At 60.3% G+C, this 25,866-nt stretch carries 22 protein-coding genes; 11 read left to right on the forward strand and 11 right to left on the reverse strand.

Annotated features, from left to right (window positions below):
- Positions 1-12: 12 nt before the first annotated feature.
- From purH to ACTG4B_RS00945, 3 genes are all read right to left on the reverse strand, one after another.
- A complete protein-coding gene (gene purH / locus ACTG4B_RS00935) occupies positions 13-1,602 on the reverse strand; it encodes a bifunctional phosphoribosylaminoimidazolecarboxamide formyltransferase/IMP cyclohydrolase (RefSeq protein WP_439153788.1) in 1,590 nt (529 codons plus the stop codon).
- Positions 1,603-1,618: 16 nt separating this feature from the next.
- On the reverse strand, positions 1,619-3,322 hold the full coding sequence (locus ACTG4B_RS00940) for a heparinase II/III family protein (protein WP_439153789.1): 1,704 nt from the start codon (positions 3,320-3,322) through the stop codon (positions 1,619-1,621).
- Between the two features lie 115 nt (positions 3,323-3,437).
- A complete protein-coding gene (locus ACTG4B_RS00945; RefSeq protein ID WP_439153790.1) occupies positions 3,438-4,712 on the reverse strand; it encodes an RsmB/NOP family class I SAM-dependent RNA methyltransferase in 1,275 nt (424 codons plus the stop codon).
- 70 nt (positions 4,713-4,782) lie between these two features.
- Between ACTG4B_RS00945 and ACTG4B_RS00950 the strand changes: the two genes are divergently transcribed.
- Positions 4,783-4,959, forward strand: coding sequence for a DUF1674 domain-containing protein (locus ACTG4B_RS00950; RefSeq protein WP_439153791.1), 177 nt, complete (start codon positions 4,783-4,785; stop codon positions 4,957-4,959).
- Positions 4,960-5,043: 84 nt separating this feature from the next.
- Positions 5,044-6,162, forward strand: coding sequence for a polysaccharide biosynthesis/export family protein (locus tag ACTG4B_RS00955; protein WP_439153792.1), 1,119 nt, complete (start codon positions 5,044-5,046; stop codon positions 6,160-6,162).
- 97 nt (positions 6,163-6,259) lie between these two features.
- Here the strand turns inward: ACTG4B_RS00955 and ACTG4B_RS00960 are convergent, their stop codons facing one another.
- A complete protein-coding gene (locus tag ACTG4B_RS00960; protein ID WP_439153793.1) occupies positions 6,260-8,449 on the reverse strand; it encodes a calcium-binding protein in 2,190 nt (729 codons plus the stop codon).
- 220 nt (positions 8,450-8,669) lie between these two features.
- Here ACTG4B_RS00960 and ACTG4B_RS00965 point away from each other — a divergent pair, with 220 nt between their 5' ends.
- Positions 8,670-10,049 (forward strand): phosphomannomutase, encoded by a 1,380-nt coding sequence (locus ACTG4B_RS00965; protein ID WP_439153858.1) that lies wholly within the window; start codon positions 8,670-8,672, stop codon positions 10,047-10,049.
- A gap of 3 nt (positions 10,050-10,052) precedes the next feature.
- On the opposite strand, the gene galE is transcribed toward ACTG4B_RS00965, so the two are convergent.
- From galE to gmd, 5 genes are all read right to left on the reverse strand, one after another.
- Positions 10,053-11,072 carry a UDP-glucose 4-epimerase GalE gene (gene galE, locus ACTG4B_RS00970; protein WP_439153794.1) on the reverse strand — a complete coding sequence of 340 codons (1,020 nt, stop codon included), beginning with the start codon at positions 11,070-11,072 and terminating at the stop codon, positions 10,053-10,055.
- The gene (locus tag ACTG4B_RS00975) at positions 11,072-12,658 is read right to left on the reverse strand and encodes a M10 family metallopeptidase C-terminal domain-containing protein (RefSeq protein WP_439153795.1); all 1,587 of its coding nucleotides are present in this window, start codon (positions 12,656-12,658) and stop codon (positions 11,072-11,074) included. Before ACTG4B_RS00975 ends, galE begins: the two co-directional genes overlap by 1 nt.
- Positions 12,659-12,869: 211 nt before the next feature.
- A complete protein-coding gene (locus ACTG4B_RS00980; protein ID WP_439153796.1) occupies positions 12,870-14,282 on the reverse strand; it encodes a mannose-1-phosphate guanylyltransferase/mannose-6-phosphate isomerase in 1,413 nt (470 codons plus the stop codon).
- 16 nt (positions 14,283-14,298) lie between these two features.
- Positions 14,299-15,267 (reverse strand): GDP-L-fucose synthase, encoded by a 969-nt coding sequence (fcl, locus tag ACTG4B_RS00985; RefSeq protein WP_439153797.1) that lies wholly within the window; start codon positions 15,265-15,267, stop codon positions 14,299-14,301.
- A gap of 3 nt (positions 15,268-15,270) precedes the next feature.
- The gene (gene gmd, locus ACTG4B_RS00990; RefSeq protein ID WP_439153798.1) at positions 15,271-16,392 is read right to left on the reverse strand and encodes a GDP-mannose 4,6-dehydratase; all 1,122 of its coding nucleotides are present in this window, start codon (positions 16,390-16,392) and stop codon (positions 15,271-15,273) included.
- 172 nt (positions 16,393-16,564) lie between these two features.
- On the opposite strand from gmd, the gene ACTG4B_RS00995 reads away from it, so the two are divergent.
- From ACTG4B_RS00995 to ACTG4B_RS01025, 7 genes are all read left to right on the forward strand, one after another.
- Positions 16,565-17,326, forward strand: a complete 762-nt coding sequence (locus tag ACTG4B_RS00995; protein WP_439153799.1) for a DUF2793 domain-containing protein — start codon at positions 16,565-16,567, stop codon at positions 17,324-17,326.
- 357 nt (positions 17,327-17,683) lie between these two features.
- Complete coding sequence (locus tag ACTG4B_RS01000) at positions 17,684-18,244, forward strand: F0F1 ATP synthase subunit delta (RefSeq protein WP_439153800.1); 561 nt, start codon at positions 17,684-17,686, stop codon at positions 18,242-18,244.
- A complete protein-coding gene (gene atpA, locus ACTG4B_RS01005; protein WP_439153801.1) occupies positions 18,245-19,780 on the forward strand; it encodes a F0F1 ATP synthase subunit alpha in 1,536 nt (511 codons plus the stop codon).
- A 24-nt stretch (positions 19,781-19,804) separates the two neighbouring features.
- Entirely contained in the window at positions 19,805-20,677 is an 873-nt protein-coding gene (locus tag ACTG4B_RS01010) for a F0F1 ATP synthase subunit gamma (RefSeq protein ID WP_439153802.1), read from the forward strand.
- Between the two features lie 18 nt (positions 20,678-20,695).
- Positions 20,696-22,120 carry a F0F1 ATP synthase subunit beta gene (gene atpD / locus ACTG4B_RS01015; protein ID WP_439153803.1) on the forward strand — a complete coding sequence of 475 codons (1,425 nt, stop codon included), beginning with the start codon at positions 20,696-20,698 and terminating at the stop codon, positions 22,118-22,120.
- Positions 22,121-22,132: 12 nt separating this feature from the next.
- Positions 22,133-22,570 (forward strand): F0F1 ATP synthase subunit epsilon, encoded by a 438-nt coding sequence (locus ACTG4B_RS01020; protein ID WP_439153804.1) that lies wholly within the window; start codon positions 22,133-22,135, stop codon positions 22,568-22,570.
- Between the two features lie 105 nt (positions 22,571-22,675).
- A complete protein-coding gene (locus ACTG4B_RS01025; protein WP_439153805.1) occupies positions 22,676-23,023 on the forward strand; it encodes an H-type lectin domain-containing protein in 348 nt (115 codons plus the stop codon).
- 56 nt (positions 23,024-23,079) lie between these two features.
- On the opposite strand, the gene ACTG4B_RS01030 is transcribed toward ACTG4B_RS01025, so the two are convergent.
- Positions 23,080-24,099, reverse strand: coding sequence for a ribose-phosphate pyrophosphokinase (locus tag ACTG4B_RS01030; protein ID WP_439153806.1), 1,020 nt, complete (start codon positions 24,097-24,099; stop codon positions 23,080-23,082).
- Positions 24,100-24,211: 112 nt separating this feature from the next.
- Here ACTG4B_RS01030 and ACTG4B_RS01035 point away from each other — a divergent pair, with 112 nt between their 5' ends.
- Complete coding sequence (locus ACTG4B_RS01035; RefSeq protein WP_439153807.1) at positions 24,212-24,811, forward strand: 2-hydroxychromene-2-carboxylate isomerase; 600 nt, start codon at positions 24,212-24,214, stop codon at positions 24,809-24,811.
- A 7-nt stretch (positions 24,812-24,818) separates the two neighbouring features.
- Here the strand turns inward: ACTG4B_RS01035 and ACTG4B_RS01040 are convergent, their stop codons facing one another.
- Positions 24,819-25,865 (reverse strand): threonine aldolase family protein, encoded by a 1,047-nt coding sequence (locus tag ACTG4B_RS01040; protein ID WP_439153808.1) that lies wholly within the window; start codon positions 25,863-25,865, stop codon positions 24,819-24,821.
- Between the last annotated feature and the right edge of the window lies 1 nt (position 25,866).

Genomic DNA, 25,866 nt, shown 5'->3' on the forward strand with positions numbered 1-25,866 from the left:
GACTGATGCATTCTAGTGCCGGAAATGCCGCAAGCCGGTAAAGACCATGGCGATCCCGGCCTCGTCCGCTGCGGCGATCACCTCGTCATCGCGCATCGACCCACCGGGCTGGATCACGCAGGTGGCCCCAGCTGCTGCGGCTTCCATCAGCCCGTCGGCAAAAGGAAAGAACGCATCCGATGCCACGGCGGACCCGATGGTCAGCGGTTGCGGCAGGCCCATCGCATCGGCCATGCGCTCGGCCTTTTTGGCGGCGATCAGTGCGCTGTCGAGGCGGCTCATCTGGCCCGCGCCCACGCCGACCGTCGCGCGGTCCTTGACGTAGACGATCGCATTGGATTTGACGTGTTTCGCCACTTTCCATGCGAACAGCAGGTCGGCCATCTGTGCATCGGTCGGCGCGACTTTCGTCACGACCTTCAGGTCGTCCAAGCTGACATGGCCGGTGTCCTTGTCCTGCACCAGCATTCCGCCGGCGACCTGACGATAGGTCGTGGTCCGTGCCTTAACGTCGGGCAGCGCGTCGGTCGTCAGCAGGCGCAGGTTTTTCTTGGCGGCAAAGATTGCCCTCGCCTCATCGGACGCACCCGGCGCAATTACCACCTCGGTGAAAATTTCGATGATCGCCTTGGCGGTTTCTGCGTCCAGCGGCTGGTTCAGCGCAACGATCCCGCCAAAGGCGCTGGTCCGGTCGCAGTCGAACGCGTTCTTATACGCCTCATGCAGGGTCGCGCCGCGGGCCACACCACAGGGGTTGGCATGCTTGATAATCGCGACGGCGGGGCCATCGGCTGGGTCAAATTCGGCAACAAGTTCAAACGCGGCGTCCGTGTCGTTGATGTTGTTATAGGACAGCTCCTTGCCCTGATGCTGCACGGCTGTCGCCACGCCGGGGCGGTTCGTGCCGTCGGTATAGAACGCCGCCTTTTGGTGGCTGTTTTCGCCATAGCGCATGACCTGTTTGAAGGTGCCGCTGAATGACCGGCGGCGCGGATTGTCCTGCCCGATGGCACCTGCCATCCATGTGCTGACGGCGGTGTCATAGGCGGCGGTGCGGGCATAGGCGATCTGCGCCTGATCTTGCCGGAAGGCATAGGTGGTCTGCCCGTCATGCGCATCCAGTTCGGCCAGCAGGGCGGCGTAATCTTCCACATCGACGATAGTGGTCACAAAGGCGTGGTTCTTGGCCGCAGCGCGGATCATCGCAGGGCCACCGATGTCAATATTCTCGATCATCTCATCATATGCGGCACCACGGGCCAGCGTCGCCTCGAACGGGTAAAGGTTGACCACCAGCAGATCGATCGGCCCGATCCCGTGTTCGACCATCGCATCCTTGTGGTCGTCATTGTCGCGCAGGGCCAGCAGGCCGCCATGCACCACCGGGTGCAGCGTCTTGACGCGACCGTCCATCATTTCGGGAAAACCTGTCACATCGGCGACATCGCGCACCTCGATCGCTGCGTCGCGCAGGGTTTTGGCCGACCCGCCGGTGGACAGGATTTCCACCCCGCGATCCGCCAATGCACGGGCAAGGTCGATCAGCCCGGTCTTGTCAGAAACAGAAAGCAGCGCGCGGCGCAGTGGTGCAAGATCGGTCATCCGGTGTCCTTTGAGATTATTCAACGGCGTCCGTCAGCTCAGCTTGCACAAGATCGCGCACAATATCAGGCGTGTCCTGTGCCTTGGCCAGTGACCAGCGGACGCGTGTCGCATAGGCCATACTGCGTCCGGATAAAACCACCTGTTGCGCCTTGGTCGGCGTTAATTGGCCATTTTCAAGATAGACAGAGCCGGAAAGGTCCAGTTTTGCGGTGCCATCGTGGCGAAAGACCCACGTTTCGCCGGATTTCAGTGTCAACTGAACGGCGTCTGTGGCCTCTGTCAGCGTTGCTTGCACGTCCGGATGCAAGTGGAACCGTGCCGACCAGGCGATGCCGTCGTCACCCGCGCGGGCCAAAGCGTTGTCGAACCGCCCCCTATCCACAGGGGTCAGCGTTGTCAGCATGTCTTCACCAGCAAGCATCCGGCCATCATCGGATAGGGTCAGGATGCGGGCGTGGGTCAATCCGTGTTGGGCCTGATAGCCGTTGTGCGAGAGTTCCAGCGTGCGGGGGTCACCCTCGGCCAGTTCACCCTGGACGTAGTCTGGCGTGTCACGCAACCATTCCTGTCCTTTGTGCAAGCGCCCCGACGCTGCCAGCCGCGATGACGATACCGCATCAAGCCCAAGTGTCGCATGGCTGGGTGTCGCCCGACTGGCGCGGTTCCACTCCGGTCCGAACCGCGCGCCTGATCCACAATTCACAATCAAGGGTCTGCGCCCCGACGTCAGTTCGAATGCCAGTGTGCTGGCATGGGCATTGGCCGAAGCAGCCCCGGTGGGCGGGGGGGCTGCATCCACGATCACCGTGGTGCGCCCGCCGGCCAGCCGGGCGAAACCCATCTGCAATCCCGGCCCGGGCAGGTCCTTGACGCCGGATGCCGCCAGCGCCTGATCCAGCCGCCCCGCGATTCCGCGCCCGCCGCCATGAAACCGGGCCAGTGCGCCGTCCGCATGCCGCAGCGCGCGCAGGGTAGGTGCGACCCGGTCAATGGCGCGGCTGATCGGCACGGGGACAGCCCGGTTTGTCTGGGTCAGTGCCTCGTTTGTCCAGTTCAGAAGCGAAAGCAGTTCCAGCAATGCCTCGGGGTTGCGCGTGGCGATAGCGCCGTCTGCATCGATTTCGGTTTCGCAGTCGCGGGTGATGGCCTGCACGGCCGGATCGACGTGTCGGCCCTGCCCTTCAAGCGACACACCCGCGTGGATCGTGCCCGCCAGCGCCTGAAACCGGGGCAAGCCCGCTGGCATGACAGCCCACCGGCGCGACAAGAACAATGTCTGCCGGGCGAGGCTGGTAAAAACCCGGTCCCTTTGGGCGCGGTTTTGTCCGCGCAGCAGAAATTCACCATGGTTAATCCATCGGATCAGACGTCGGCCCACGATTTCGGGCAGCCAGCCTTGGCCCCTGCCATCGCCATGTCGCTCGATCCACTGATTGACCCAGATCTGGGCACGGTCGCGGGCCGCTTCCGTGCCGACGGCGGCCAGATCATCCAGCCAGTCGCAGCCATGAATCTCTTCGGCCACCCCGGCATGTGTTCCCGCGATATCCCAGACCGAGAGGGTCGCGCCCTGAACACGCAGGCCCGAAAAAAGGAAATCACCTTGAAGAAGTTGCTGGCCCTTAGGCAAACTGCCGATGGTTCGCGGCTCTGGCGGGCGCACAAAGCCGGTTGTCAGATCTGTCCGCGCAGCCCGGCGTGCATGCAGCCGATGCATGAAATTGATCCGGCGGGCGTGCCATGTTTGCATATTTACCAATTACCGCAGCCTCAATCGTGACGCGTGCACCCGTGTTCGCATATGAAATCATAACAGCAGCAGGTAGCAAAAGTCACGCAGGCTTTGTCAGCACCGCCATATAGAACCCATCCATTCCACCCAGATCGGGCCAGAAATCAGGGCGTAGGCGCAGCCCGCCTTCGGGGGTGATCCAATCAGGCTGCACGCCGGCGATATCCAGCGCGGCACGATCCACCGTCAAGGCGGGGTGTCGCACAAGCGCCTCTTCGACCTGCACCTCGCCTTCGTCGGGCAAGAGCGAGCAGGTGCAAAACACCAGCCGTCCACCGGGGCGCAGCAAGGTCAGCGCATGGTCGAGCATCGCGGTTTGCTGGTTGATCAGCGCACCGAACTCCGATCCGTCCTTGGCATAGGGCAGATCAGGATGGCGCCGAATCGTGCCGGTGGCCGAACAAGGTGCATCCAGCAGCACCGCGTCAAAGCCCGTTTCGACAAAGTCAAAGGCGTCGCTGACCACTGTCTTGGCCTCCAACTGCGTCCGCGCCAGGTTCTCCTGCACCCGCGCCATGCGTTTGTCCGACAGGTCCACTGCGGTTACATCGGCCCCGCCTGCGGACAGTTGCAGGGTCTTGCCGCCGGGGGCGGCGCAAAGATCAACTATCTTCAAACCCGTCACATCACCCAGCAGCTTCACCGGGAGCGCCGCTGCGGCGTCCTGCACCCACCAGTCGCCGCTGTCGTATCCCGGCAGATTGGACACCTGACCCGGGGCATGCACACGCACTGATCCTGTTGGCACCACATCACCTCCCACAGCGGCCGCTACAGGCACTGGATCGCCTTTGGCAGTCAGATCCAGCGGGGCACCGGCGAAATGTGCGGCCTCAATCCCGGCGACAGCGTCACGGCCCCATGCGGCAACCAAGGGTTGGCGCAGCCACCCGGGCGTCAGCGGTGCTGGGCGCTTGGCCCAGCCTGCGGGGCCTTCGTCGGCGATCTTGCGCAGGACAGCGTTGACCAACCCTTTCATTGCCTGGGTGCGTTTGTTGCGCCCGACAATATCGACGTATGCATTGACGACGCCATGTGCGGCCTGACCGCCGCACAATTCGATCACGCCAAGACGCAGCGCGTTCATGACATGATCGGGGGGGGTCTTTTTCAGGTAGGGTTTCAGCATCCGGTCGGCGCGATCCAGCCCGCGCAGCGCATCGGTGGCAAGGCGCTGGGCGCGGGCGCGATCGTCGGGGGCGAGGTCGGCCAATGCGCCTGCGCCGATCAGTTCGGCCATCAGGCGGCCGTCGCCGATGATCTGCATCAGCAGGGAATGTGCGCTGCGGCGGGCGGGCAGACCGGTCTGGGACATTTGGCAAATCTCTTGAAGGTAGGTGGGGGCGACGTATATCAAAGCCATGCCACCCACAAGGACAGCACCCATGACCGACGCCCCGCACGATCTGCCCCCTGCCGCCCAACGCGCGCTGGCCGAGGCCGAAGAACGCCGCAAGGCCGCAAAGGACAAACTGCTTCCGCTTGAATTGGGCGGGCGCGACGGGCCGGAACCGGTGCGTTACGGTGATTGGGAAAAAAAAGGACTGGCTGTCGATTTTTGAGCCTCAGATTCCGGTTTTGCAACAACATAGTGTTGTCGCGGGCTTCGATGACCCTATAAGCTGTGTAAAATCAGCGGGGGAATCATGCGCCATATCTTGTATCGCTTCACGGTGACGGGTTTGTTTCTGGTGTTGGCCGGTTGTGGTCTTCCCCGGGGGGCCGGTTTCCAGTCAGAGGTCTTGGCCGCCAGCAATGCCCAGACCGCAGCCCAAGGCGAACCGGCAGAGTATGATTTTGCAGTGTTCGCAGTGACGCGCGCGGTTTTGCCTGTTGTGCGTGACTGGCCAGCCAACAAAAGCCGGAGTTTTCCCTGGCTGGATCGCCAACAGCAGCCCGCATCGCTGCTCATTGCACCGGGCGACCGCCTTCAAATGACTGTCTGGGACGCGGGTGAAAACTCTGTCTTTGCAGGTGCCGCCCAACGGGCGACCCCCCTGCAAGAGGTGCAAGTCGGGTCTGACGGGCGCATTTTTGTGCCCTACATCGGTGAGTTGCAGGTCAGCGGCATGTCGCCTGCGACGGCCCGCGACCGCATCGAAGAAGAAATGACGCGCACGATTCCGGCCGCGCAGGTGCAGTTGATGGTCGCGCCGGGCCGGGCCAATACCGCAAACCTTGTATCGGGGGCGGCTGTGCCGGGTGTCTATCCGCTGCCTGACCGGAATTACAGGGTTCTTGATCTGCTGGCGCAGGGCGGTGGGGCAAATCCGGCCCTGATAAACCCGCAGGTTCGACTGATCCGGAACGACAGGATTTACGGCGTATCACTGCGCCGCCTTCTGTCCGAGCCACGTCTTGATACCACGCTGCGCGGTGGTGACCGGGTGATCGTCCAGCAGGAAGAGCGTTATTTCCTGTCATTGGGGGCGACCGGCACGGAATCGCTGCATGTCTTTCAAAAAGACCAGATTTCAGCCCTCGACGCGATGTCGATCATCGGTGGATTGAGCGATGCGCGTGCCAACCCCCAAGGCATTCTGATCCTGCGGGAATATGCGCCCGGTCAGGTGCGCAGCGACGGGTCGGGCCCACCGCAGGAACGGGTCGTGTTCCTGCTGGATCTGACAACGGCGGACGGGCTGTTTTCGGCGGGGTCATTTGCCATCCAACCCAACGATCTGGTCTATGCAACCGAAAGCCCGCTGGGGTCCGCCTTGTCGGTGCTGAACCTTGCGACCGCTGCGTCGAACTTCAGCAACTAGAGCGGTTCGCCTTTATACGGGATAGAAATACCCAGTCTTTGCCCGACGGCCGAACGCAATTTGCGATGTCGGCGTCACAAGTCGGGGCTGCAAAGCATCAGAACAAGGCCATGCTGTCAGCCAACGCGGCATAGTCGATCACGCCGTCGATGTGCAATGTGTTGCCACCACCAAGGTCAATGGTTGCGCGGCGGTCGGCGTAGCTGCCATATACGGCCAGCACGTCGGCGGCCGATGTCAGCCCCGTCCAAAGTGCGGCGTCAAGTGTGATCTGATCGACGCCCTGTTCGAAATCGCCAATGACGTCCGTGCCGCCGTCAAAGATGAACGTGTCGGCGCCAGCATCACCCCAAATCTGGTCGTCGCCCGGCCCACCGCGCAGGGTATCCATCCCGGGGCCGCCACGCAGGATGTCATGCCCGTCTTCGCCATTCAGCAGATCATCACCATCCCCTGCCAGCAACAGATCAGCCCCGCCGCCCCCGGTCAGGTGGTCAGCCCCGGCGCGGCCCATGATAATGTCATCACCTGTGCCACCCGCCAGCACATCGGACGCTGCCGTTCCGATCAACACATCGGGCGCGGTGCTGCCTGTCTGCCCCAAGCCGTTGCCCCATGGCGTTTCGGATTGCGTCAGCGCCCCACGCAAGTCAGCGGTGTTGGCCGCTGCTAGTACACCTAACCCGGGGCCTATACTGAACGGCCCCCCTTGGTCCGTTGGTGTTGCGGGGGTGTCGCCGGGGGGCAGGTCGGGGGGTGGCGTTGCCGGTCCGGGATATCCTGCCACGATATCCGAAGGCACCCGGGTCTGACCAATGATGTCGGCATTTGTCAGCGTTCGATAGTCGATCGTCCGGCCATCGGCGCTTTGGACGACCAGCAGCTCTTGACCATAGCGGATATCCATCCCGTAGGGCTGGATGTTAATCGTCAGTTGGCTGAGATCGTGCAGCATTGACCAAAGCGACAGGTCGATCCGGTCCTGACCCAAGGTAAAGTCCGTGATCGTATCGGTGATCCCATCGGCAGAGAGCAGAAACACATCTGCGCCCGCGCCGCCGGTCATGGCGTCAGACCCGGCCCCGTCGCGGATTACATCATCGCCCGCGCCTGCATTGATCTGGTCGGCACCATCATGGCCCTGCAGAATGTCATTGCCGGCGGTTCCCACCAACGCACCGCCGGCCAGTGTCGCTGTCGCCGTCGCCCCCGCTGGCCCGGTATCAAGGCGAAGCTGTGTCAGCCCCGGTTCGCTGCTGCTGGCCACATATATATCAACCCCGTCGGCCATCCCGCGGGCGGCAATCGCGCTGACGTTGTTCAGCCCCATTGCCGGGGTGTCAGCGATATGCGCGTGGTCCAGCAGATGCCCGCCTTCCAACAAAAGAAAGACAGACAGCCCGTCATCCGCCCCCCCTGCAATCACGTATGTCCGGTCGTTATGGGTCACGATGTCGATACTTGTGACGCCGCCAATGCGGGTTTGCAAACTGTCCAGCAGATGGTCTCGCAGGGTCAGGCCGCCGGCGCTGCCAATTTCCATGACGCTGAGCGTCCCACTGCCTGCGGCACCCAGCACCAGATAGCTGATGCCGCCGACCGTGCCGACCGCCAGCGCGCTGGGCGTCGCGATCCAAAGGCCGTCATCAACGCCTATGGTTTGCACTGGGCCAAGGCTACCATCGTCGCCGATGGCCCAGCTTGTCAGGGTGTCAGCGGTAGAATTCGCGGTGAACAGAAAATCCTGCGCGCCCATATTGACGGTTGCGATCGCGCTGATTTGCGCGGCCACGGCGCCCGGGCTGGCCAGCACCGAGCCTGCAAAGCTGCCTGCCTCGGAAAAATCGAGGCGCGCGATCCCGCTGGTCCCGGTCAGCGCGCCATAGATCGCCTGCGTTCCATTGCCCAGTTGCACGCTGACACCATGCTGAAACCCGGCCATGCCCGGTGGCAATGCGGTGGCAATGCCAAACATGCCTTCCGGTCCAATGACATGGGTTTGCAGTGTTCCGCCCAAGCCGCCGCCGGTCAGAACAGATGTTGCACCGTCCATGGTCACCGGCACGAGGCTGCTGATAATGCCGGGCAGATCGCCGCCCTCATAGGCGACCTCGCCGATTACGCCCGGCAGGCCGTCAATTTGCCAGCTACGCAGCACGCCATCAAAACGGGTCGTGCTGATCAACACCGGTGTGCCGCCGGTCTGGATGATCGCCAGATCGGTAATATGCGACCGGTCAAGGTCGGCAGAGCCCATTACATGAGCCAGAAACGTGAACGAAGCCATGAAAGAACCCCCCGGTCCTGCAAGCGCCATCAAGGGGGAAAGGGTTGCATCGGGCAGGGATGGTGCCATGACCCAATTACGGCAGCGAAGCGACGTTTATCCTTCAATTTCTTCAATATCGCGCCAGATTTGCGATAGTATCGTTAACAGATTTTCGGTGGCTTTGCGGCCAAGGTCGGGCTAGATGCTTTCAGGCAGTTATCGCTTTGGAGGGTTGGCCTTGGCACCGAAATTCGGCACCAGCGGGTTGCGCGGGCTGGTCACTGATCTGACCCCCGCGCTTGTCGGCGATCATGTTGCGGCTTTTGTGGCGGCTTGTCCGACAGGCACGGGCCTGTATCTGGGTCATGATCTGCGCGCGTCATCGTCTGATATTTCCGGTATGGTGGCCAGTGCGGCAAGGGCCGCAGGGCTGGCCGTCACCGATTGCGGGGCTGTGCCGACGCCTGCACTTGCCTTGGCGGCGATGCAGGCGGGCGCGGCGGCTGTGATGGTCACGGGCAGCCATATTCCGGCCGACCGCAACGGGCTGAAATTCTATACACCGCAGGGCGAGATTTCCAAGGATGACGAACGGGCGATTCTGGGTGCGCTGGGCCGCGCGGCCAGCGGACTGACCGGCCCGCCGGTTGCGGTGCGGACTGATGTGGGGGCCGCTTACGTCACCCGCTATGTCGCGGCGTATGGCGCTGCTTTGCAGGGTATGCGGATCGGCATCTATGCCCATAGCGCGGTCGGGGCGGATCTGCTGGATGTGCTCTTGACCCGCCTGGGTGCTGATACCGACATACTGGGTCGATCCGATACGTTCATCCCCGTAGATACCGAGGCTGTGCCGCAGGCCCTGCGTGACCAGTTGCGCCGTTGGGCGCAGGATGGTGGGTTTGACGCCATCGTATCCACCGATGCCGACGGGGACCGCCCGCTGGTTGCCGATGAGGCCGGAACCATCGTGCCGGGCGACATTCTGGGGCAGGTTACCGCAGCGACGTTAGGAGCGGATATTGTCGTGACTCCGGTGTCGTCGAATACTGGTGTCGCGGCATCGGGCCATTTCAAACAGGTTGTCCAGACCGCCATTGGTTCGCCCTATGTCATTGCCGGTATGGCCACTGCAAACGGCCGCGTCGTCGGATACGAGGCGAACGGCGGCTTTCTGTTGGGGTTCCAAGCGTCAGGCCCGGCTGGGGCCATGCCGCCATTGATGACGCGCGATGCTGTTTTGCCAATGGTCGCCGTGCTGTGTCGGGCGAATGGCACCGGGCTGTCGCACGTGGTCGCGGCAGAACCGGCCCGCTATACCGCCGCTGATCGTTTGCAGGACGTGCCAAGCGAGATTTCCAAAGAGCTTGTGGCGCGTTGGGCAGGTGACCGGACTGCGCGCGCGGCTTTTCTGACGGCAATGGGCGGTCAAGAGGCGGAGCTGAACCGTGTCGATGGTTTGCGGATGGGCCTGCAAGACGGGCGGATCATTCACCTTCGGCCATCAGGCAACGCCCCCGAACTGCGCCTGTACGTCGAGGCTGATACGGCAGCGACGGCACAGGAAACGCTGGTGCGCGGGCTTGCTCTGCTGCGCGATATACTGAAAACGCCTTAGCGTCTAATCCGGTGTGCCATAGCCATCGGGATTGGCGGATTGCCAGGCCCATGTGCTGGCGGTCATGTCGTCAAGCGAATGGGTCGCGGTCCAGCCCAGTTCGCGCTTTGCACGGCTGGCATCGGCCTGCATTGCAGCGATATCGCCTGTGCGCCTGCCTGCCTGACGGACAGGTATGTCACCCCCGCAAGCACGGCTGAATGCCGCAACCATGTCGCGGACGCTGTGGCTTTGGCCGGTGCCGATGTTAAATGCCCGCGCCCCGGTGTTGCACGCGGCGTGGTTCAGCGCGGCCACATGCGCGCGGGCCAGGTCAACGACGTGAATATAGTCGCGCAATCCGGTGCCATCGGGTGTGTCGTAATCATCGCCATAGATCGTCAGCGCGTCGCGTTTGCCTACCGCCACTTGCGCGATGAACGGCATCAGGTTGCCCGGAATATCCTGCGGATCTTCACCGATGCGGGCCGAATGATGCGCACCCACCGGATTGAAATACCGCAGGATCACCGCAGCGGCGTCGGGGTTGGCCCCGGCCCAATCGGTCAGGATCCGTTCGGCGGCCAGTTTGGTCTGTCCATAAACTGATGTGGGGTTTGTCGGGTGGTCTTCGTCATAGGGCATATAGACAGGTTCGCCGTAAACCGTGGCCGACGATGAAAAGATGATCCGCCTGCATCCTGCCCGGTCCATGGCCTGCAACAGTGCGACCGTTCCGCAGACGTTGACATCGTAATACGCCAGCGGCTTTTTGGCGCTTTCGCCCACGGCCTTCAAGCCGGCAAAATGCACGACCGCGTCGGGCCGGAACGTGGTCATGACCTGATCCAGCAGTGCGGCATCGCGGACATCGCCGGTATAATCCGCCACGGTGCCGTTCGACAGTGCGCGGACCCTGTTCAAGACTTCGGGCGTGGCGTTGGCGTAGTTGTCCAGCACGCACACCGCATGGCCTTGTGCCATCAGTTCAAGCAAGGTGTGGCTTCCGATATAGCCGGCGCCACCAGTCACAAGAACCCGCATCAGAGGATGAAATCGCTGTCGGTCAGGTCGTTCACATTTTGCATCAAGGCCCCCATTTCTGCAATGCTGTCACCGTCCCGGTCAACATGCACGAACGTGTCGCGACCGGCAACCGTGACCCAGATGTTGCCGGATGTATCGGTCAGGTTACCTGCGTCCCCAAATTGTAATGACTGGTTGCCCTGCATTGCCAGATCTGCATCAATCCCGGACAGATCGATCCGGTCGATACCTACCTCGAAATCGGTGATCGTATCGGCGCGCCCGGCCCAGCTGTCACTGATGAAGTCGAAAACGAATGTATCAGCGCCCGCCCCACCGGTCAGCCGGTCATGGCCGATCCCGCCGTTCAGGATGTCCGGGCCGGCGCCCCCGTCCAGCGTGTCATCGCCCCGCCCGCCATTCAGCAAATCGCCCGTCGCGCCCCCAACCATGATATCGTTCCCGGCGTTGCCGAAAATGGTGTCAGAGCCATTCCCGCCTGTCAGCCGATCGGCGCCGCTATTGCCATAGATAAGGTTGGTACCGGCTGTGCCACTGATTGCATCAGAACCGGAATTGCCATGCAGGCTGTCGTTGTTGCCTCCTCCGATCAGCGTATCCGCACCGGTTCTTCCGGTCAGCACATTCGCCGCATCATTCCCGATCAGCATGTCATTCCCGTTGCCGCCGGTTGCATCTTCGATCACCACTCCGGCGGCAATCGTATAACCCCCGGCGATTCCGTCGGCGGCTGAAACAAAGCCGCCACCCCCATCCTCGTAGCGCAGTGTGGCGGCGCGCAGGTCAAGCGTGACATCGCGGCTGCCGTGGTAGGTAATGGTGTCACGTCCACCGGTATCCCAGATTGCCAGCCAGCCAGAGACCACATCGGTCAGATCATAGCTGTCATTTCCATTGGCATGGCCAAGATTGGCACCGTAGATTTCCTGCAACATTGCGATATCCAGCGCCATGGGCCCCATCGCGCTGCCGGTGTCGTTGTCTTGCGATGGGGCTGCGGCATACCCATCGTTATACGACATGATGGTATAAACGGTCTGGTTCAGGTTGAAATCGCCAAAATCCCCAAACGGGTAATCGGGCTGTTCGGGGTCCAGCCCGTCAAGTATCAGGTCGCCGTCGTGTGGATGATCCAGCCCAAGCCCGTGCAACACCTCGTGGATGATGGTGGAATAGCCCAGCCCGCCGGCAAGCAAGCCCAACGTTGTCCAGCCGTGTCCGTTGACATTGAATACCCCCATCAGCGCCCCGGTGTAATCCGGTGTGCTGGGTTGATAGAAATATCCCAGCAGGTCAGGATCGTTCAATTCGTCGTTGTCCAAAACCATTTGAAAGTCGGCATTCTGATCGCTTGTCTGCACAAATGTCAGATCCGCGTAGGTCGATATTCCTGCCAGCGCCGCCATCACTCGGTCAATCTCGGCCTGCGCCCAGCCATCAGAGATGACGTCAGCCTTTTCGTCGGTTGTCAGACCGGCGAAGGCCGCCGTCCTGTTTTCGGCAACAAAGTGAACAGAGATTGTCCGATCCCGAAGGCTCGCACCGCTGTCAAGCGTGGCAACAGGAGAGGTTGGATCGGGCATGTGTCAACTGTCCTCTGCTCTGGTCAAAGATAGCGCGTGGTCTTTGTCCTGAAAACAATTCACTGCATTTGCCGCCTAAAAAGCACGTCGAATGTGGCGAAAGTCAGACGGCCATGGGCATGATCACGCGCCCCGCGGAATATTGCTGAACTCTGGCATATCGGGCGACCATTGAACCCCTTCCGGTCAGTCACTGATTTTCCGAACGGCACTAGTCCCTTGCATAGACGTCCTCGTAGCGCAGGATGTCGTCTTCGCCCAGATAGCTGCCGGTCTGCACCTCGATCAGGACCATCGGCAGTTTGCCGGGGTTTTCCATGCGATGAACCGCGCCCAACGGCACGTAAACCGACTGGTTTTCACTGATCAGTTGCACGGTGTCGTCAATCGTCACCTTGGCAGTGCCCTGCACGACGACCCAATGTTCGGCCCGGTGATGGTGCGACTGCAACGATAGCGCGGCACCGGGGTTCACCACGATCCGTTTGACCTGAAACCTGTCCCCGATCACAAGGCTTTCGAACCAGCCCCATGGCCGGTGATCCTTGGGAAAGCTTTCTGCCTGTGGCACCTTGCCGGCCTTCAGCCTGTCCACCGCCTGTTTCACCTCTTGGGTGCGGCCCTTGTGGCTGACCAACACCGCGTCGGGCATCGCGATGGCAATGATATCATCCAGCCCGATCCCGACAATCGCCTGCCCCTCGACCTCGGACCGAAGCAAGCTGCCGGTGCAGTCGATGGCCGTTGCTGGCCCATGAAGCGCCAGACCGTCATGTTCCGTTTCGCGCCAGACGGCGGCCCAATCGCCAAGGTCGGACCAGCGCCCTGTGAATGGCACGACGGCAAGGTTGCCGGAATTTTCCATCACGGCATAATCGATGGAAATAGCGGGGGCCTTGGCCCAGGGGCCTGGGGCAAGGCGCAGAAACCCCATGTCGGCGCGCGCCTCTGCCACCGCTTGCGTGACCGCCGTCAGCATGTCGGGTGCATGGGTTCGATAGGCCGACAGGATTGTATTGGCGGTGAACAGGAAGATCCCGGCGTTCCACAGATATCGCCCCGCAGCCAGCATATCGGCGGCGCGGGCGGCATCGGGCTTTTCGACAAAGCTGCGCAGCGGCAGTGGTGCGAGGCCGCCATCGGGCGCTGCGTGCAGTTCCAGATAGCCATAGCCGGTTTCAGGGCGGTCCGGGGTAATCCCGAATGTGACAAGCTGACCGGCACGCGCGGCAGGCACGGCTGCGGTGATAGCGGCGTCAAAGGCCGGTTTGTCGGGAATTACGTGATCCGACGGCGCGACGAGCATCAACCCGTCCGGGTCGGTTTCGGCCAGATGCAGTGCCGCAGCAAGGATCGCGGGGGCGGTGTCGCGCCCTTCGGGTTCGATCAGGACCGCGCCGGGCGTGATCGCGACATCACCAAGTTGCTGCACCACGATAAACCGGAACGCATCTGCGGTGACGATGACGGGGTCGGCATAATCCGGCCCGCTGAGCCGCTGTGCGCTGGCTTGAAACAGGCTGGCGTCGCCGATCAGCGGTGCGAACTGTTTGGGATAGCTTTTGCGCGACAGAGGCCATAGCCGCGTGCCTGATCCGCCGCATAGAATGACAGGTGTAATCAATGACTTGGCCCCTTATTTAATTGGCCCTCAGGTCCGCGCCAGCAGCCCTTTGCGCCTTGTACCAGTCATAAGTTGTGCTGATCCCGTCCCGAAGGTCAATGCCCGCCGACCAGCCAAGCCTTGTCAGGCGACGGACATCCATCAATTTACGGGGGGTTCCGTCGGGCTTTGATGTATCGCAGACGATGTCTCCGGTGTATCCTGTTACATCTGCCACCATCCGTGCCAGTTCCATGATCGAAACATCCGTGCCCGTGCCGACGTTGATATGGCTGAGCATGGGGTCGGTTTCGGCATCATAGGCGGCGCGGTCAAGGTTCATCACGAAAAGCGATGCCGCAGCCATGTCATCCACATGCAGAAATTCCCGACGCGGCGTGCCAGTGCCCCAGATCGCCACCTGGCTGGCGCCATTCTGCACAGCGTTATGAAACCGGCGGATCAGACCCGGCAGAACATGAGAGTTTTCGGGGTGAAAGTTGTCTCTCGGCCCATAAAGGTTGGTGGGCATGACTGACCGGTAATCGGTGCCATACTGCCGGTTATAGCTTTCGCACAGCTTGATCCCGGCGATCTTGGCAACCGCATAAGGTTCGTTGGTGGATTCCAGCGGTCCGGTCAAAAGTGCCCCTTCGGCCATCGGCTGGGGTGCGTCGCGTGGGTAAATGCAGGATGATCCCAGTTGCAGCAGCCGGGTCACGCCAGCAGCGTGGGCCTGATGGATAATATTTGCCTGAATCATCAGGTTTTCATAGATGAACTGCGCGGGATAATTGTTGTTGGCCACGATCCCGCCCACCTTGGCGGCGGCAAGGATCACCGCGTCAGGGCGCTGCGCCCGCATGAATTCACTTACCGCCGCCTGATCTGTCAGGTCCAGTTCCCTGCTGGTCGCGGTGATCAGATCACACCCGCCCTGCGTTTCAAGCTGCCGCAGGATCGCGCTGCCGACCATGCCCTTGTGTCCGGCCAGATAAATGCGCATCGCTTAATCCTCGAACGTCACAGGCAGGTTCAGCCCGTGTTCCTGCAGCAGCGCATGGCGCCGCGCGCCGCGCAGGTCTTCTGCGACCATTTCGGCACACATTTCCTGCGCGGTGATCTGCGGCTCCCAGCCCAGTCGTGCTTTGGCCTTGGCGGGATTGCCCAACAGGGTTTCCACTTCGGCGGGGCGGAAATAGCGTGGGTCAATCCGCAGGATCACATCGCCAACCTTGATCTTGGGGGCAAGGTCACTGGTCACGGCGGTGACGGTGGCTGTTTCATGCACGCCACTGCCAGTGAATTCCAGCGTCAGCCCCAGTTCCGCCGCCGACCAGTTGATGAAATCGCGCACGGAATACTGCTTGCCGGTCGCGACCACGTAATCTTCCGGTTTTTCCTGTTGCAGCATCAGCCATTGCATCCGCACGTAATCGCGGGCGTGGCCCCAGTCGCGCAGGGCATCGATATTGCCCATGAACAGGCACTGTTCCAGCCCCATGGCGATATTGGCCAGCCCGCGCGTGATCTTGCGGGTGACGAATGTTTCGCCCCTGCGCGGGCTTTCGTGATTGAACAGGATGCCGTTACAGGCAAACATGCCATACGCTTCGCGGTAGTTCACACAGGTCCAATAGGCATAAAGTTTCGCCACCGCATAAGGGCTGCGCGGGTGAAACGGTGTGGTTTCTGTTTGCGGTGTTTCCCGCACCAATCCGTAAAGCTCTGAGGTTGACGCCTGATAGAAGCGGGTCTTGCCTTCCAACCCGAGGAAACGGACCGCCTCCAGCAGCCGCAATGTGCCGATCGCATCAACATCGGCGGTATATTCGGGCGCCTCAAAGCTGACAGCAACATGGGATTGGGCGCCGAGGTTGTAAATCTCGTCCGGCTGCACCTCGGATATGATGCGTGTCAGGTTCGAACTGTCGGTCAGATCCCCGTAATGCAGCTTGAAACGGCCGTTATCGGTGTGCGGATCTTCATAGATGTGATCGACGCGGGCGGTGTTGAACAGGGATGCGCGGCGCTTGATGCCGTGAACCTCATATCCTTTTTCAAGCAAGAACTCAGACAGATAGGACCCGTCCTGCCCGGTCACACCTGTAATCAACGCACGCTTTGTCATCGGCAGCCTTTGTCTTGAAATCATCCCTGTCCTTAAAGCCTGCGGGGCAGACGCGCACAACCCTTGGCAGTGGCCTGTTGCGCAGACCAACGGGCGCTGGACCAGGCAAAGGTTTACCGCGCACCCTGCATAGTGTCCCCCAATTCACCACTGCGGAAGGCGCGTTTCCCCTATGTCTGATCAAACCCCCAACCTGTCCCTGCCGTTCATCCAGGCAGCGCAGGCGCAAAAACATGTCACGCACAACGAAGCCATCGAATTGCTGGACATGATTGTTCAACTGGCTTTGGAAAGCACGGGGGCTGCGATGCCGCCTGTCGCCCCGGCAGAAGGGCAGACTTGGGGGGTGGGCACAGGTGCGACAGGCGGCTGGGCTGGCCAGGACGGGAAGATTGCCACATGGCGCGGCGGTGGCTGGCTGTTCGTGGCCCCGCGCGATGGCTGGCGGGCGTGGGTGCGGGATCTGGGCGAAATGCAGGTCTGGACTGGCGCTGCGTGGGACACGCGAGGCGCGCAGGTTCTGGATAATCTCCCCGGTGTCGGAATCAATGCCACTTCAGACGCGACAAACCGGCTTAGTGTGGTCGGTGCGGCAACCTTGTTAAGCCATGACGGGGCGGGCCATCAGGTCAAGATCAACAAATCGGGCGCGGCTGATACCGCATCGGTTCTGTATCAGACGGGGTTTTCCGGGCGGGCCGAAATGGGTCTGGCGGGCAACGACGATTTCGCCATCAAGGTCAGCCCGGATGGCGGGTCTTGGGTTGCGGCCATATCGGTGACTGCGGCGAATGGGCGCGTCGGGATCGGTCAGATGCTGAACCTTGCGCCCGGGGTGGCGCCTGTCAGCCCGATGGCGGGGGACGTCTATTTCGACACCGCCACGGCCAAGCTGCGATGCCATGACGGGACGATCTGGCACGATCTTTTCTGACCGCATCAATCGGCACCCCGGCAAATCGCCGCATCCGACACCCCGGATGCGGCTTTTTGACGTGGCTTGCGCAAGAATCATGCGCGCGCGCGGCGCCGGATCAGCCGGATCGGCAAGAACATCGCGACAGTTGGCGCTAACGGGCAAGCGACGGGCGCGTTTAAATTATTGGCATATCAATCCATGGTGCGATTCATTGGGCGTTTCTTGTCGCAGAGTGCTTGCGACACCCCAGAGGCTCTGCTACATCCGCCAAGATTTTGACGCTTCCGTGATCAACGGGGGCCAAACAAGTTGCCCGTTTGCCACCGTTCACACTGGGGGTGAGGTCGGGCATAAGACATCGGAAGGGTGGACGTGTCCGAAACTGCTGGTATCTCCACAGGCATTGCTGCGCGCTATGCGACAGCCGTGTTTGACCTTGCCAAGGAAGGCAAGGCGATCAAAGCGCTTGAAGCTGATGTAAGCGCTTTGGAAACTGCAATAAACGAAAGCGAAGATCTGCGCGCCTTGCTGACCTCCCCGCTGTATAGCCGGGATCAGCAGGCAACCGCGATCAGCGCCGTTGCCAAGAAAATGGATCTGTCGCAGACAACAGCCAATGTGCTGTCACTGCTGGCGTCCAAGCGACGCTTGTTTGTGCTGCCGCATCTGGTGCGCGTGCTACAGGATATGTTGGCCGAGGAACGCGGCGAGGTGACTGCCGACGTTACCACCGCGAAAAAGCTGACCAAGGCGCAGGCCGACAAGCTGGCGAAAACGCTGAATGCCCAAGTGGGCAAGAAAATCATCATCAAGGAAACCGTCGATGAAAGCATCATTGGCGGTCTCATCGTTAAAGTGGGCTCAAAGATGATCGACACCTCGATCGCCTCCAAGCTCAACGCACTCCAGAACACTATGAAAGAGGTCGGATAAATGGCGATCCAAGCGTCTGAAATCTCTGCGATCCTGAAGGACCAGATCAAGAACTTCGGTCAAGAGGCCGAAGTGGCCGAAGTTGGCCGTGTGCTAAGCGTCGGCGACGGTATCGCCCGCGTTTACGGGCTCGACAATGTGCAGGCCGGTGAAATGGTCGAATTCCCTGGCGGTATCCGCGGGATGGCATTGAACCTTGAATCCGACAACGTCGGTATCGTGATCTTCGGGTCCGACCGCGACATCAAGGAAGGCGACACCGTCAAGCGCACCAAGTCCATCGTGGACGTGCCTGTGGGTGACGAACTGCTGGGCCGCGTTGTTGACGGTCTGGGCAACCCGCTTGACGGCAAGGGCCCGATCAAGACGAAAAACCGCGCCGTGGCCGACAGCAAGGCCCCCGGCATCATCCCGCGTAAATCGGTGCACGAACCAATGGCGACCGGCCTGAAATCGGTTGACGCCATGATCCCGATTGGCCGTGGCCAGCGGGAATTGATCATTGGTGACCGTCAGACGGGTAAGACCGCCGTGGCGCTTGATACGATCCTGAACCAGAAATCCTATAACGACGCCGCCGAAAAAGAATACGACAAGCTGTATTGTGTTTACGTCGCGATCGGCCAGAAACGGTCCACCGTGGCACAGCTGGTGAAAAAGCTCGAAGAATCCGGCGCGATCGAATATTCCATCGTTGTGGCTGCCACCGCATCTGACCCGGCGCCGATGCAGTTCCTTGCACCTTATGCCGCAACTGCGATGGCCGAACATTTCCGCGACAACGGTCGCCACGCGCTGATCATCTATGATGACCTTTCCAAGCAGGCCGTGGCTTATCGTCAGATGTCGCTGCTGCTGCGCCGCCCACCCGGGCGTGAAGCCTACCCAGGTGACGTTTTCTATCTGCACTCTCGCCTGTTGGAGCGTTCGGCTAAGCTGAACGAAGACAACGGTGCCGGTTCGCTGACTGCGCTGCCGATCATCGAAACCCAGGGTGGTGACGTGTCCGCGTTTATTCCAACCAACGTGATTTCGATCACCGACGGTCAGATCTTCCTTGAAACCGAACTGTTCTATCAGGGTATTCGCCCCGCTGTGAACACCGGTCTGTCGGTGTCGCGTGTGGGTTCGTCTGCCCAGACCAACGCGATGAAATCGGTTGCCGGTCCGGTGAAACTGGAATTGGCGCAGTATCGTGAAATGGCCGCATTCGCGCAGTTCGGGTCCGACCTTGACGCTGCAACCCAGCAGTTGCTGAACCGTGGTGCCCGTCTGACCGAACTGATGAAACAGCCGCAGTATTCGCCGCTGACAAACGCTGAAATCGTCTGCGTGATCTATGCAGGGACACATGGTTACCTTGACAAGATCAAGGTCAGCGATGTCGGCCGGTTTGAACAGGGTCTGCTCAAGCATCTGCGTACGAACGCCAAGGACGTGCTGGACATGATCACCAAGGAAGACCCCAAGGTCAAAGGTGATGCAGAGGCCAAGATCAAAGCTGCTTTGGACGCCTTCGCCGCTGACTTCGCGTAAATCTTGAGATAAGGAGACGATGACGTGCCTAATCTTAAGGACCTGAAAAACAGGATCGCGTCGGTCAAATCGACCCGCAAGATCACCAAGGCCATGCAGATGGTCGCGGCTGCAAAACTGCGCCGCGCCCAGGACGCAGCCGAGGCGTCGCGCCCCTACACAGAGCGTTTCAACGCTGTGATGGCCGGGCTTGCCGCGTCGGTTGGCGGATCGGACTCTGCGCCGAAATTGCTGTCGGGCACCGGCAGCGACAAGGTGCAGATGTTGATTGTCATGACCGCCGAACGCGGGCTTTGTGGTGGTTTCAACGGCAACATCGCGAAGCTGGCAAAAACCCACGCCCGCAAGTTGCTGGCCGAGGGTAAAACGGTGAAAATCCTGACGGTCGGTAAAAAAGGCCGCGATGCGATGAAACGTGACCTTGGTGATCATTTCGTGGGTCATGTCGATCTGACCGACGTCAAGCGCGTGGGTTATGCCGACGCGCAGGGCATTGCCAAGGATGTGCTGACCCGTTTCGACAGCGAAGAATTCGATGTCGCGACAATTTTCTTTGCGCGCTTTGAAAATGTCGTCGTGCAGCATCCAACCGCACAGCAAATCATCCCCGCCCAGTTTGAACAGGCCGAGGATGCCGAGGCGACGCTTTATGATTACGAGCCCGGCGAGGAAGAAATCCTTGCCGATCTCTTGCCGCGCGGCGTTGCGACCGCAATTTTCAGCGCGCTGCTGGAAAATGCGGCGTCGGAACAGGGTGCGCGCATGTCCGCCATGGATAACGCGACCCGCAACGCAGGCGAGATGATCGACAAGCTGACAATCGAGTATAACCGCTCGCGTCAGGCCGTGATCACGAATGAGCTGATTGAAATCATTTCGGGCGCGGAAGCGCTCTAAAGAACCGGAGAAACGAGAATGGCACAAGCAAAAGGCAAGATCACACAGGTGATTGGCGCCGTCGTGGACGTGCAGTTCGGGGATCACCTGCCAGAGATCCTGAACGCGCTGACGACTGACAACAATGGCAAGACGCTGGTCCTTGAAGTGGCACAGCACCTTGGCGAAAGCACCGTGCGCGCCATCGCCATGGACAGTACCGAAGGTCTGGTGCGTGGTCAGGAAGTGACCGACGAAGGCACGACCATCACGGTTCCCGTTGGCGACGCAACCCTTGGCCGCATCATGAACGTTGTGGGCGAGCCTGTGGACGAAAAAGGCCCGATCGGTGAAACCGAACGCCGGTCAATCCATGCGGATGCGCCCCCATTCGAAGCGCAGTCTACCGCATCCGAAGTGCTGGTGACAGGCATCAAGGTTATCGACCTGCTGGCGCCATACGCCAAGGGTGGTAAGATTGGTCTGTTCGGCGGTGCTGGCGTGGGCAAGACTGTTCTTATTCAGGAACTGATCAACAACATCGCCAAAGTGCACTCGGGCTATTCGGTGTTCGCAGGTGTGGGTGAACGGACCCGTGAGGGGAACGACCTTTACTACGAATTCATCGAATCCGGTGTTATCAACGCCGAAGACCTGACCAAGTCCAAAGTGGCGCTGGTTTACGGTCAGATGAACGAACCTCCAGGTGCACGTATGCGTGTGGCCCTGTCCGGTCTGACCATGGCGGAATCGTTCCGCGACCAGTCCGGTACGGACGTTCTGTTCTTCGTCGACAACATCTTCCGCTTTACACAGGCGGGTTCCGAGGTGTCCGCGCTTTTGGGTCGTATTCCGTCCGCTGTGGGCTATCAGCCAACGCTGGCAACCGACATGGGCCAGATGCAGGAACGGATCACATCGACCAAGAACGGTTCGATTACGTCTGTTCAGGCGATCTATGTTCCTGCCGATGACTTGACCGACCCCGCGCCCGCCACGTCGTTTGCGCACCTTGATGCGACCACCGTTCTGAACCGTGCGATTTCGGAAAAGGGGATCTACCCTGCCGTTGACCCGCTCGATTCCACATCGCGTTTGCTTGACCCTGCCATCGTGGGCGAAGAGCACTACAAGGTTGCAGCTGACGTGCAGCAGACCTTGCAGCGCTACAAGTCGCTTCAGGATATCATCGCCATTCTGGGCATGGACGAATTGTCGGAAGACGACAAACTGACCGTGTCCCGTGCGCGTAAGATCGAACGCTTCCTGTCACAGCCGTTTGACGTGGCCCAGGTGTTCACTGGTTCGCCCGGCGTTCAGGTTGCATTGGAAGACACGATCGCGTCGTTCAAGGCCGTTGTTGCCGGTGAATATGACCACCTGCCCGAAGGTGCGTTCTATATGGTCGGCGGTATCGAAGAAGTGAAAGCGAAAGCCGAAAAAATGGCGGCAAGCGCCGCGTAAGGAGCTGCCAATATGGCAAATCTACAATTCGATCTTGTCTCGCCCGAACGCCGCCTGGCGTCGGTCGAGGCATCAGAGGTGCAAATCCCGGGATCTGACGGCGACATGACAGCCATGGCTGACCATGCGCCCACGATCACGACATTGCGCCCCGGCGTTCTGCGCGTCACCCATGGCGGTGGCAGCGATGAATACGTGGTTTTCGGCGGCTTTGCCGAAATCACCGCCGACAGCGTATCAGTCCTGGCCGAACAGGCCCTGCCAAAGTCAGAAGTGACGCAGGAAATATACGACCGCATGGTCGAAGAAGCGAAAGAGGCTTACGGCAAGGCCAAGGAAGTGTTCAAGAATGAACCCGGACCGGTCGATGATGCGGCCAAGCTGTTGTCGGATATGGTTGCGATCGGTGGCCACATCGGATTGGACCCGAAACAATCAAACTTTGGCTGAATACGCGATCAAGTAATCAAGAATGGCCCCGTTTTCGGGGCCATTTTTTTGTCTCGTTTTCACATTCGAAATTCACTATGCCTAATCCCGGAGGCATTGGATGACATGTTAAAGCTGAACAGTGGCACAGTCGGAATCGCACAAGGTGATGCCGTGTTGTTTTCAGATTTCGAAGACGACGGCCCGATGTGGCGCGGTGTGGGGCAAAGGGAAAGCCGTAGCAAAGTCAGCTTTGCCCAAGCTTACCGCACGGTTCCGCATGTGCAGGTGTCCGTGTCGATGCTGGATATGTCAAACATCAGTAACATTCGACTGGATGTGCAGGCCGAAAACATCACTGAAACCGGGTTTGATATCGTGTTTCGGACATGGGCGGATTCGCAGGTGGCGCGGGTGCGGGTCGCGTGGATGTCGATCGGTGAACTTCCCGACGAAGACAACTGGGACCTGTAGGCGCACCTCTCGCGGTCGAATATCCGGCAGGTCAGTCTGACAGGCCGGACAAGCGTTCATTCCGCCGCATAAAGCCCTTCATAAATCGGTTCCAATGTCTTGTGATCGAACAAGGATGACACCGATGTCCCGCTCCAGGTGTTCAGAATTGCCTGCGCAAACATGGGCGCGGTCGGGACAATACGAATGTTCCTGGCGCCTTTGACGGCGGTTGTGGGTGCGATCGTGTCGGTGATGACCAGGCTTTTCATCACGGAATTTTCGACCCTTTCGACGGCAGGCCCGGACAGCACACCGTGGGTAATATAGGAATGGACCTCTTTCGCGCCGTTTTCCATCAGCACTTCGGCAGCCTTGCAAAGGGTGCCTGCCGTATCGACGATGTCATCGACGATGATGCACACGCGGTCCTTGACCTCGCCGATGACGGTCATTTCGGCGACTTCCCCGGGCTTGCCGCGGCGTTTATCAACGATTGACAGGGGCGCGCCGATCCGCTGGGCAAGATCGCGTGCCCGTGCGACGCCGCCCACGTCGGGGGAAACGACCATCACGTCATCCATCCGATTACGGAAATTGTGCATCGCATCCAGCGCATAGATCGGCGACGCGTAAAGGTTATCAACCGGTATATCGAAAAAACCCTGAATCTGCGTGGCGTGCAAATCCAGGGTTAAAACGCGTTCGATTCCGGCTTCGACGATCATGTTGGCGACCAGTTTCGCGGTGATCGGCGTGCGGGCCTTTGACCGGCGATCCTGTCGCGCGTAGCCGAAATAGGGGATCACCGCAGTGATGCGCCCTGCCGATGACCGGCGCAACGCATCGGCAATGATCAGCAGTTCCATCAGGTTGTCATTTGCCGGGTTCGATGTTGGCTGAATGATGAACATATCTTCGCCGCGCACGTTCTCGAATACTTCGACGAACACCTCGCCATCATTGAACCGTTCCACCCGTGCATCGACCAAACCGACGTTCATGCCCCGGTGCATCGACATCCGACGGGCGATTGCGGTTGCCAGAGGCTGATTTGCATTACCGGAAATCAGCTTTGGCTCGTTCATGATGGGCATGGGGTGCGTCCTTTGGCGACAGGTTACAGGTGTGTAACAGATTCGTGGCGTTGACACCGCCTAGCACAGCGTTACCGTCGCGCAAAGAATTGACGTGCCAAAGGACTGTGAAATGCCCCATATTGATTACTTCTTTGCTACGCTGTCGCCCTTTACGTACCTTTGCGGCACGCGTGTCGAGGATATAGCCGCCAAGCATGGCGCGACGGTCACTTACAAGCCTGTTGATATCATGGCGCTGTTCGCACGCACCGGGGGCACGCCCCCCAAGGACAGACACCCCAACCGGCAGGAATATCGTTTGCAGGAACTGCGCCGCCGCTCTGCGCTTGCCGGTTTACCGTTGAACCTGAAGCCAGCCCATTGGCCCACCAATGGCGCGCCTGCGTCCTACGCGATAATCGCCGCACAGAACGAAGACCCGACCAAGGTTGGCAAGTTGGTGAACGCTATCGGTGCCGCCTGCTGGGCCGAAGACCGCGATATCGCGCAAGATGACGTGATCCGCGATTGCCTGACCAAGGCGGGCTATGATCCCGCGCTGGCCGACAAGGGGTTGATGACAAGTGCGGACACCTTTGCATCCAATCTGGAAGAGGCGGTGATGCGTGGCGTCTTTGGTGCGCCGTTCTTCATTACCGACACGGATGAACGGTTCTGGGGGCAGGATCGGCTGGACGATCTGGATGCCTATCTGGCGGGCAAGATCTAGGGCGCGATCACCCGTGCAATAGCGCAAGGAATTGGTCAACGCCGTCTTTGGTCATTGACCAATCCGTCACCAGCCGCCCGGTCAGCATTTCATCAGGATCGCCTGCATCGGGATCGCCGTTCATCACGTAGTAGACCGCGCCACCATCCAGCAACCGTTTATGTTCGCGGCGAGGCATCTGGAAAAAGATGATGTTCGCCTGTGGTTCAAACAGGAATTGCGCGGCATCGTGGCCGCGCATGCCATCGGCCAACTGGGCGCAGCGGGCATTCGCCGCACGCGCCATATCCAGCCACAGCCCATCGGCCAGATAGGCCTGCATCTGCGCCGACAGATAACGGTGCTTTGACAAAAGATGCCCGCCACGCTTGCGCCGCAACTCGAATTCCCACGCCAGATCAGGGTCAAAGATGATGCAGGCCTCGACCCCGACCGCGCCATTCTTGGTGCCGCCAAAACTGACGGTATCGATTCCGGCCCGCCATGTCATATCGGCAGGCGAACAGTCCAGAGCGGTCAGCGCATTGGCAAAACGCGCACCGTCCAGATGGGTTTTCAGCCCGTATTCGCGGGCGATCCCGGTCAGCGCGCGGATGTCATCCAGTTTATAGATCGTGCCTTTTTCAGTCGCCTGCGTAATCGAAAGCGGCCCGCGCTGGGGGCCGTGCACGCCGCGGTTTTCCTCGGCCAGAATTTTGGCGCGCAGGGCGTCGGGGGTGATCTTGCCCTCGGTCGTAGGCACCAGTGTCAGCTTGGCTTGGGTATAAAACTCGGGCGCATTGCATTCGTCTTCATGGATATGTGCGCAGTCGGAGCAGAAAATCGTCTGCCACGGCTGCGCCATGGTGGCGAGCAGTATGGAATTGGCAGATGTGCCGTTGATCACCAGATAGACCGCCGCATCCGGTGCTTCGAATATATCACGGATTTGCGCGCGAACCTCGTCCATGATCGGGTCCGCGCCATAGCCCATGGCATAGCCCTGATTGGCAGCGACCAGTGCATCCATGACTTTTGGATGGGCGGGGCCTGCGTTGTCGGATGCAAAAAACATG

The sequence above is a fragment of the Yoonia sp. genome, assembly GCF_965660735.1.
Lineage (GTDB): Bacteria > Pseudomonadota > Alphaproteobacteria > Rhodobacterales > Rhodobacteraceae > Yoonia.

Coding starts and splice junctions, on each gene's coding strand:
- ACTG4B_RS01025 (WP_439153805.1), top strand. CDS start 22,676: ATGTTAAAGCTGAACAGTGGCACAGTCGGAATCGCACAAGGTGATGCC.
- atpA (WP_439153801.1), top strand. CDS start 18,245: ATGGCGATCCAAGCGTCTGAAATCTCTGCGATCCTGAAGGACCAGATC.
- ACTG4B_RS00940 (WP_439153789.1), bottom strand. CDS start 3,322: ATGCATCGGCTGCATGCACGCCGGGCTGCGCGGACAGATCTGACAACC.
- ACTG4B_RS00950 (WP_439153791.1), top strand. CDS start 4,783: ATGACCGACGCCCCGCACGATCTGCCCCCTGCCGCCCAACGCGCGCTG.
- gmd (WP_439153798.1), bottom strand. CDS start 16,392: ATGACAAAGCGTGCGTTGATTACAGGTGTGACCGGGCAGGACGGGTCC.
- ACTG4B_RS00955 (WP_439153792.1), top strand. CDS start 5,044: ATGCGCCATATCTTGTATCGCTTCACGGTGACGGGTTTGTTTCTGGTG.
- ACTG4B_RS01035 (WP_439153807.1), top strand. CDS start 24,212: ATGCCCCATATTGATTACTTCTTTGCTACGCTGTCGCCCTTTACGTAC.
- ACTG4B_RS00995 (WP_439153799.1), top strand. CDS start 16,565: ATGTCTGATCAAACCCCCAACCTGTCCCTGCCGTTCATCCAGGCAGCG.
- ACTG4B_RS01030 (WP_439153806.1), bottom strand. CDS start 24,099: ATGCCCATCATGAACGAGCCAAAGCTGATTTCCGGTAATGCAAATCAG.
- ACTG4B_RS00975 (WP_439153795.1), bottom strand. CDS start 12,658: ATGCCCGATCCAACCTCTCCTGTTGCCACGCTTGACAGCGGTGCGAGC.
- ACTG4B_RS00960 (WP_439153793.1), bottom strand. CDS start 8,449: ATGGCTTCGTTCACGTTTCTGGCTCATGTAATGGGCTCTGCCGACCTT.
- galE (WP_439153794.1), bottom strand. CDS start 11,072: ATGCGGGTTCTTGTGACTGGTGGCGCCGGCTATATCGGAAGCCACACC.
- purH (WP_439153788.1), bottom strand. CDS start 1,602: ATGACCGATCTTGCACCACTGCGCCGCGCGCTGCTTTCTGTTTCTGAC.
- ACTG4B_RS00945 (WP_439153790.1), bottom strand. CDS start 4,712: ATGTCCCAGACCGGTCTGCCCGCCCGCCGCAGCGCACATTCCCTGCTG.
- ACTG4B_RS01040 (WP_439153808.1), bottom strand. CDS start 25,865: ATGTTTTTTGCATCCGACAACGCAGGCCCCGCCCATCCAAAAGTCATG.
- fcl (WP_439153797.1), bottom strand. CDS start 15,267: ATGCGCATTTATCTGGCCGGACACAAGGGCATGGTCGGCAGCGCGATC.
- atpD (WP_439153803.1), top strand. CDS start 20,696: ATGGCACAAGCAAAAGGCAAGATCACACAGGTGATTGGCGCCGTCGTG.
- ACTG4B_RS01020 (WP_439153804.1), top strand. CDS start 22,133: ATGGCAAATCTACAATTCGATCTTGTCTCGCCCGAACGCCGCCTGGCG.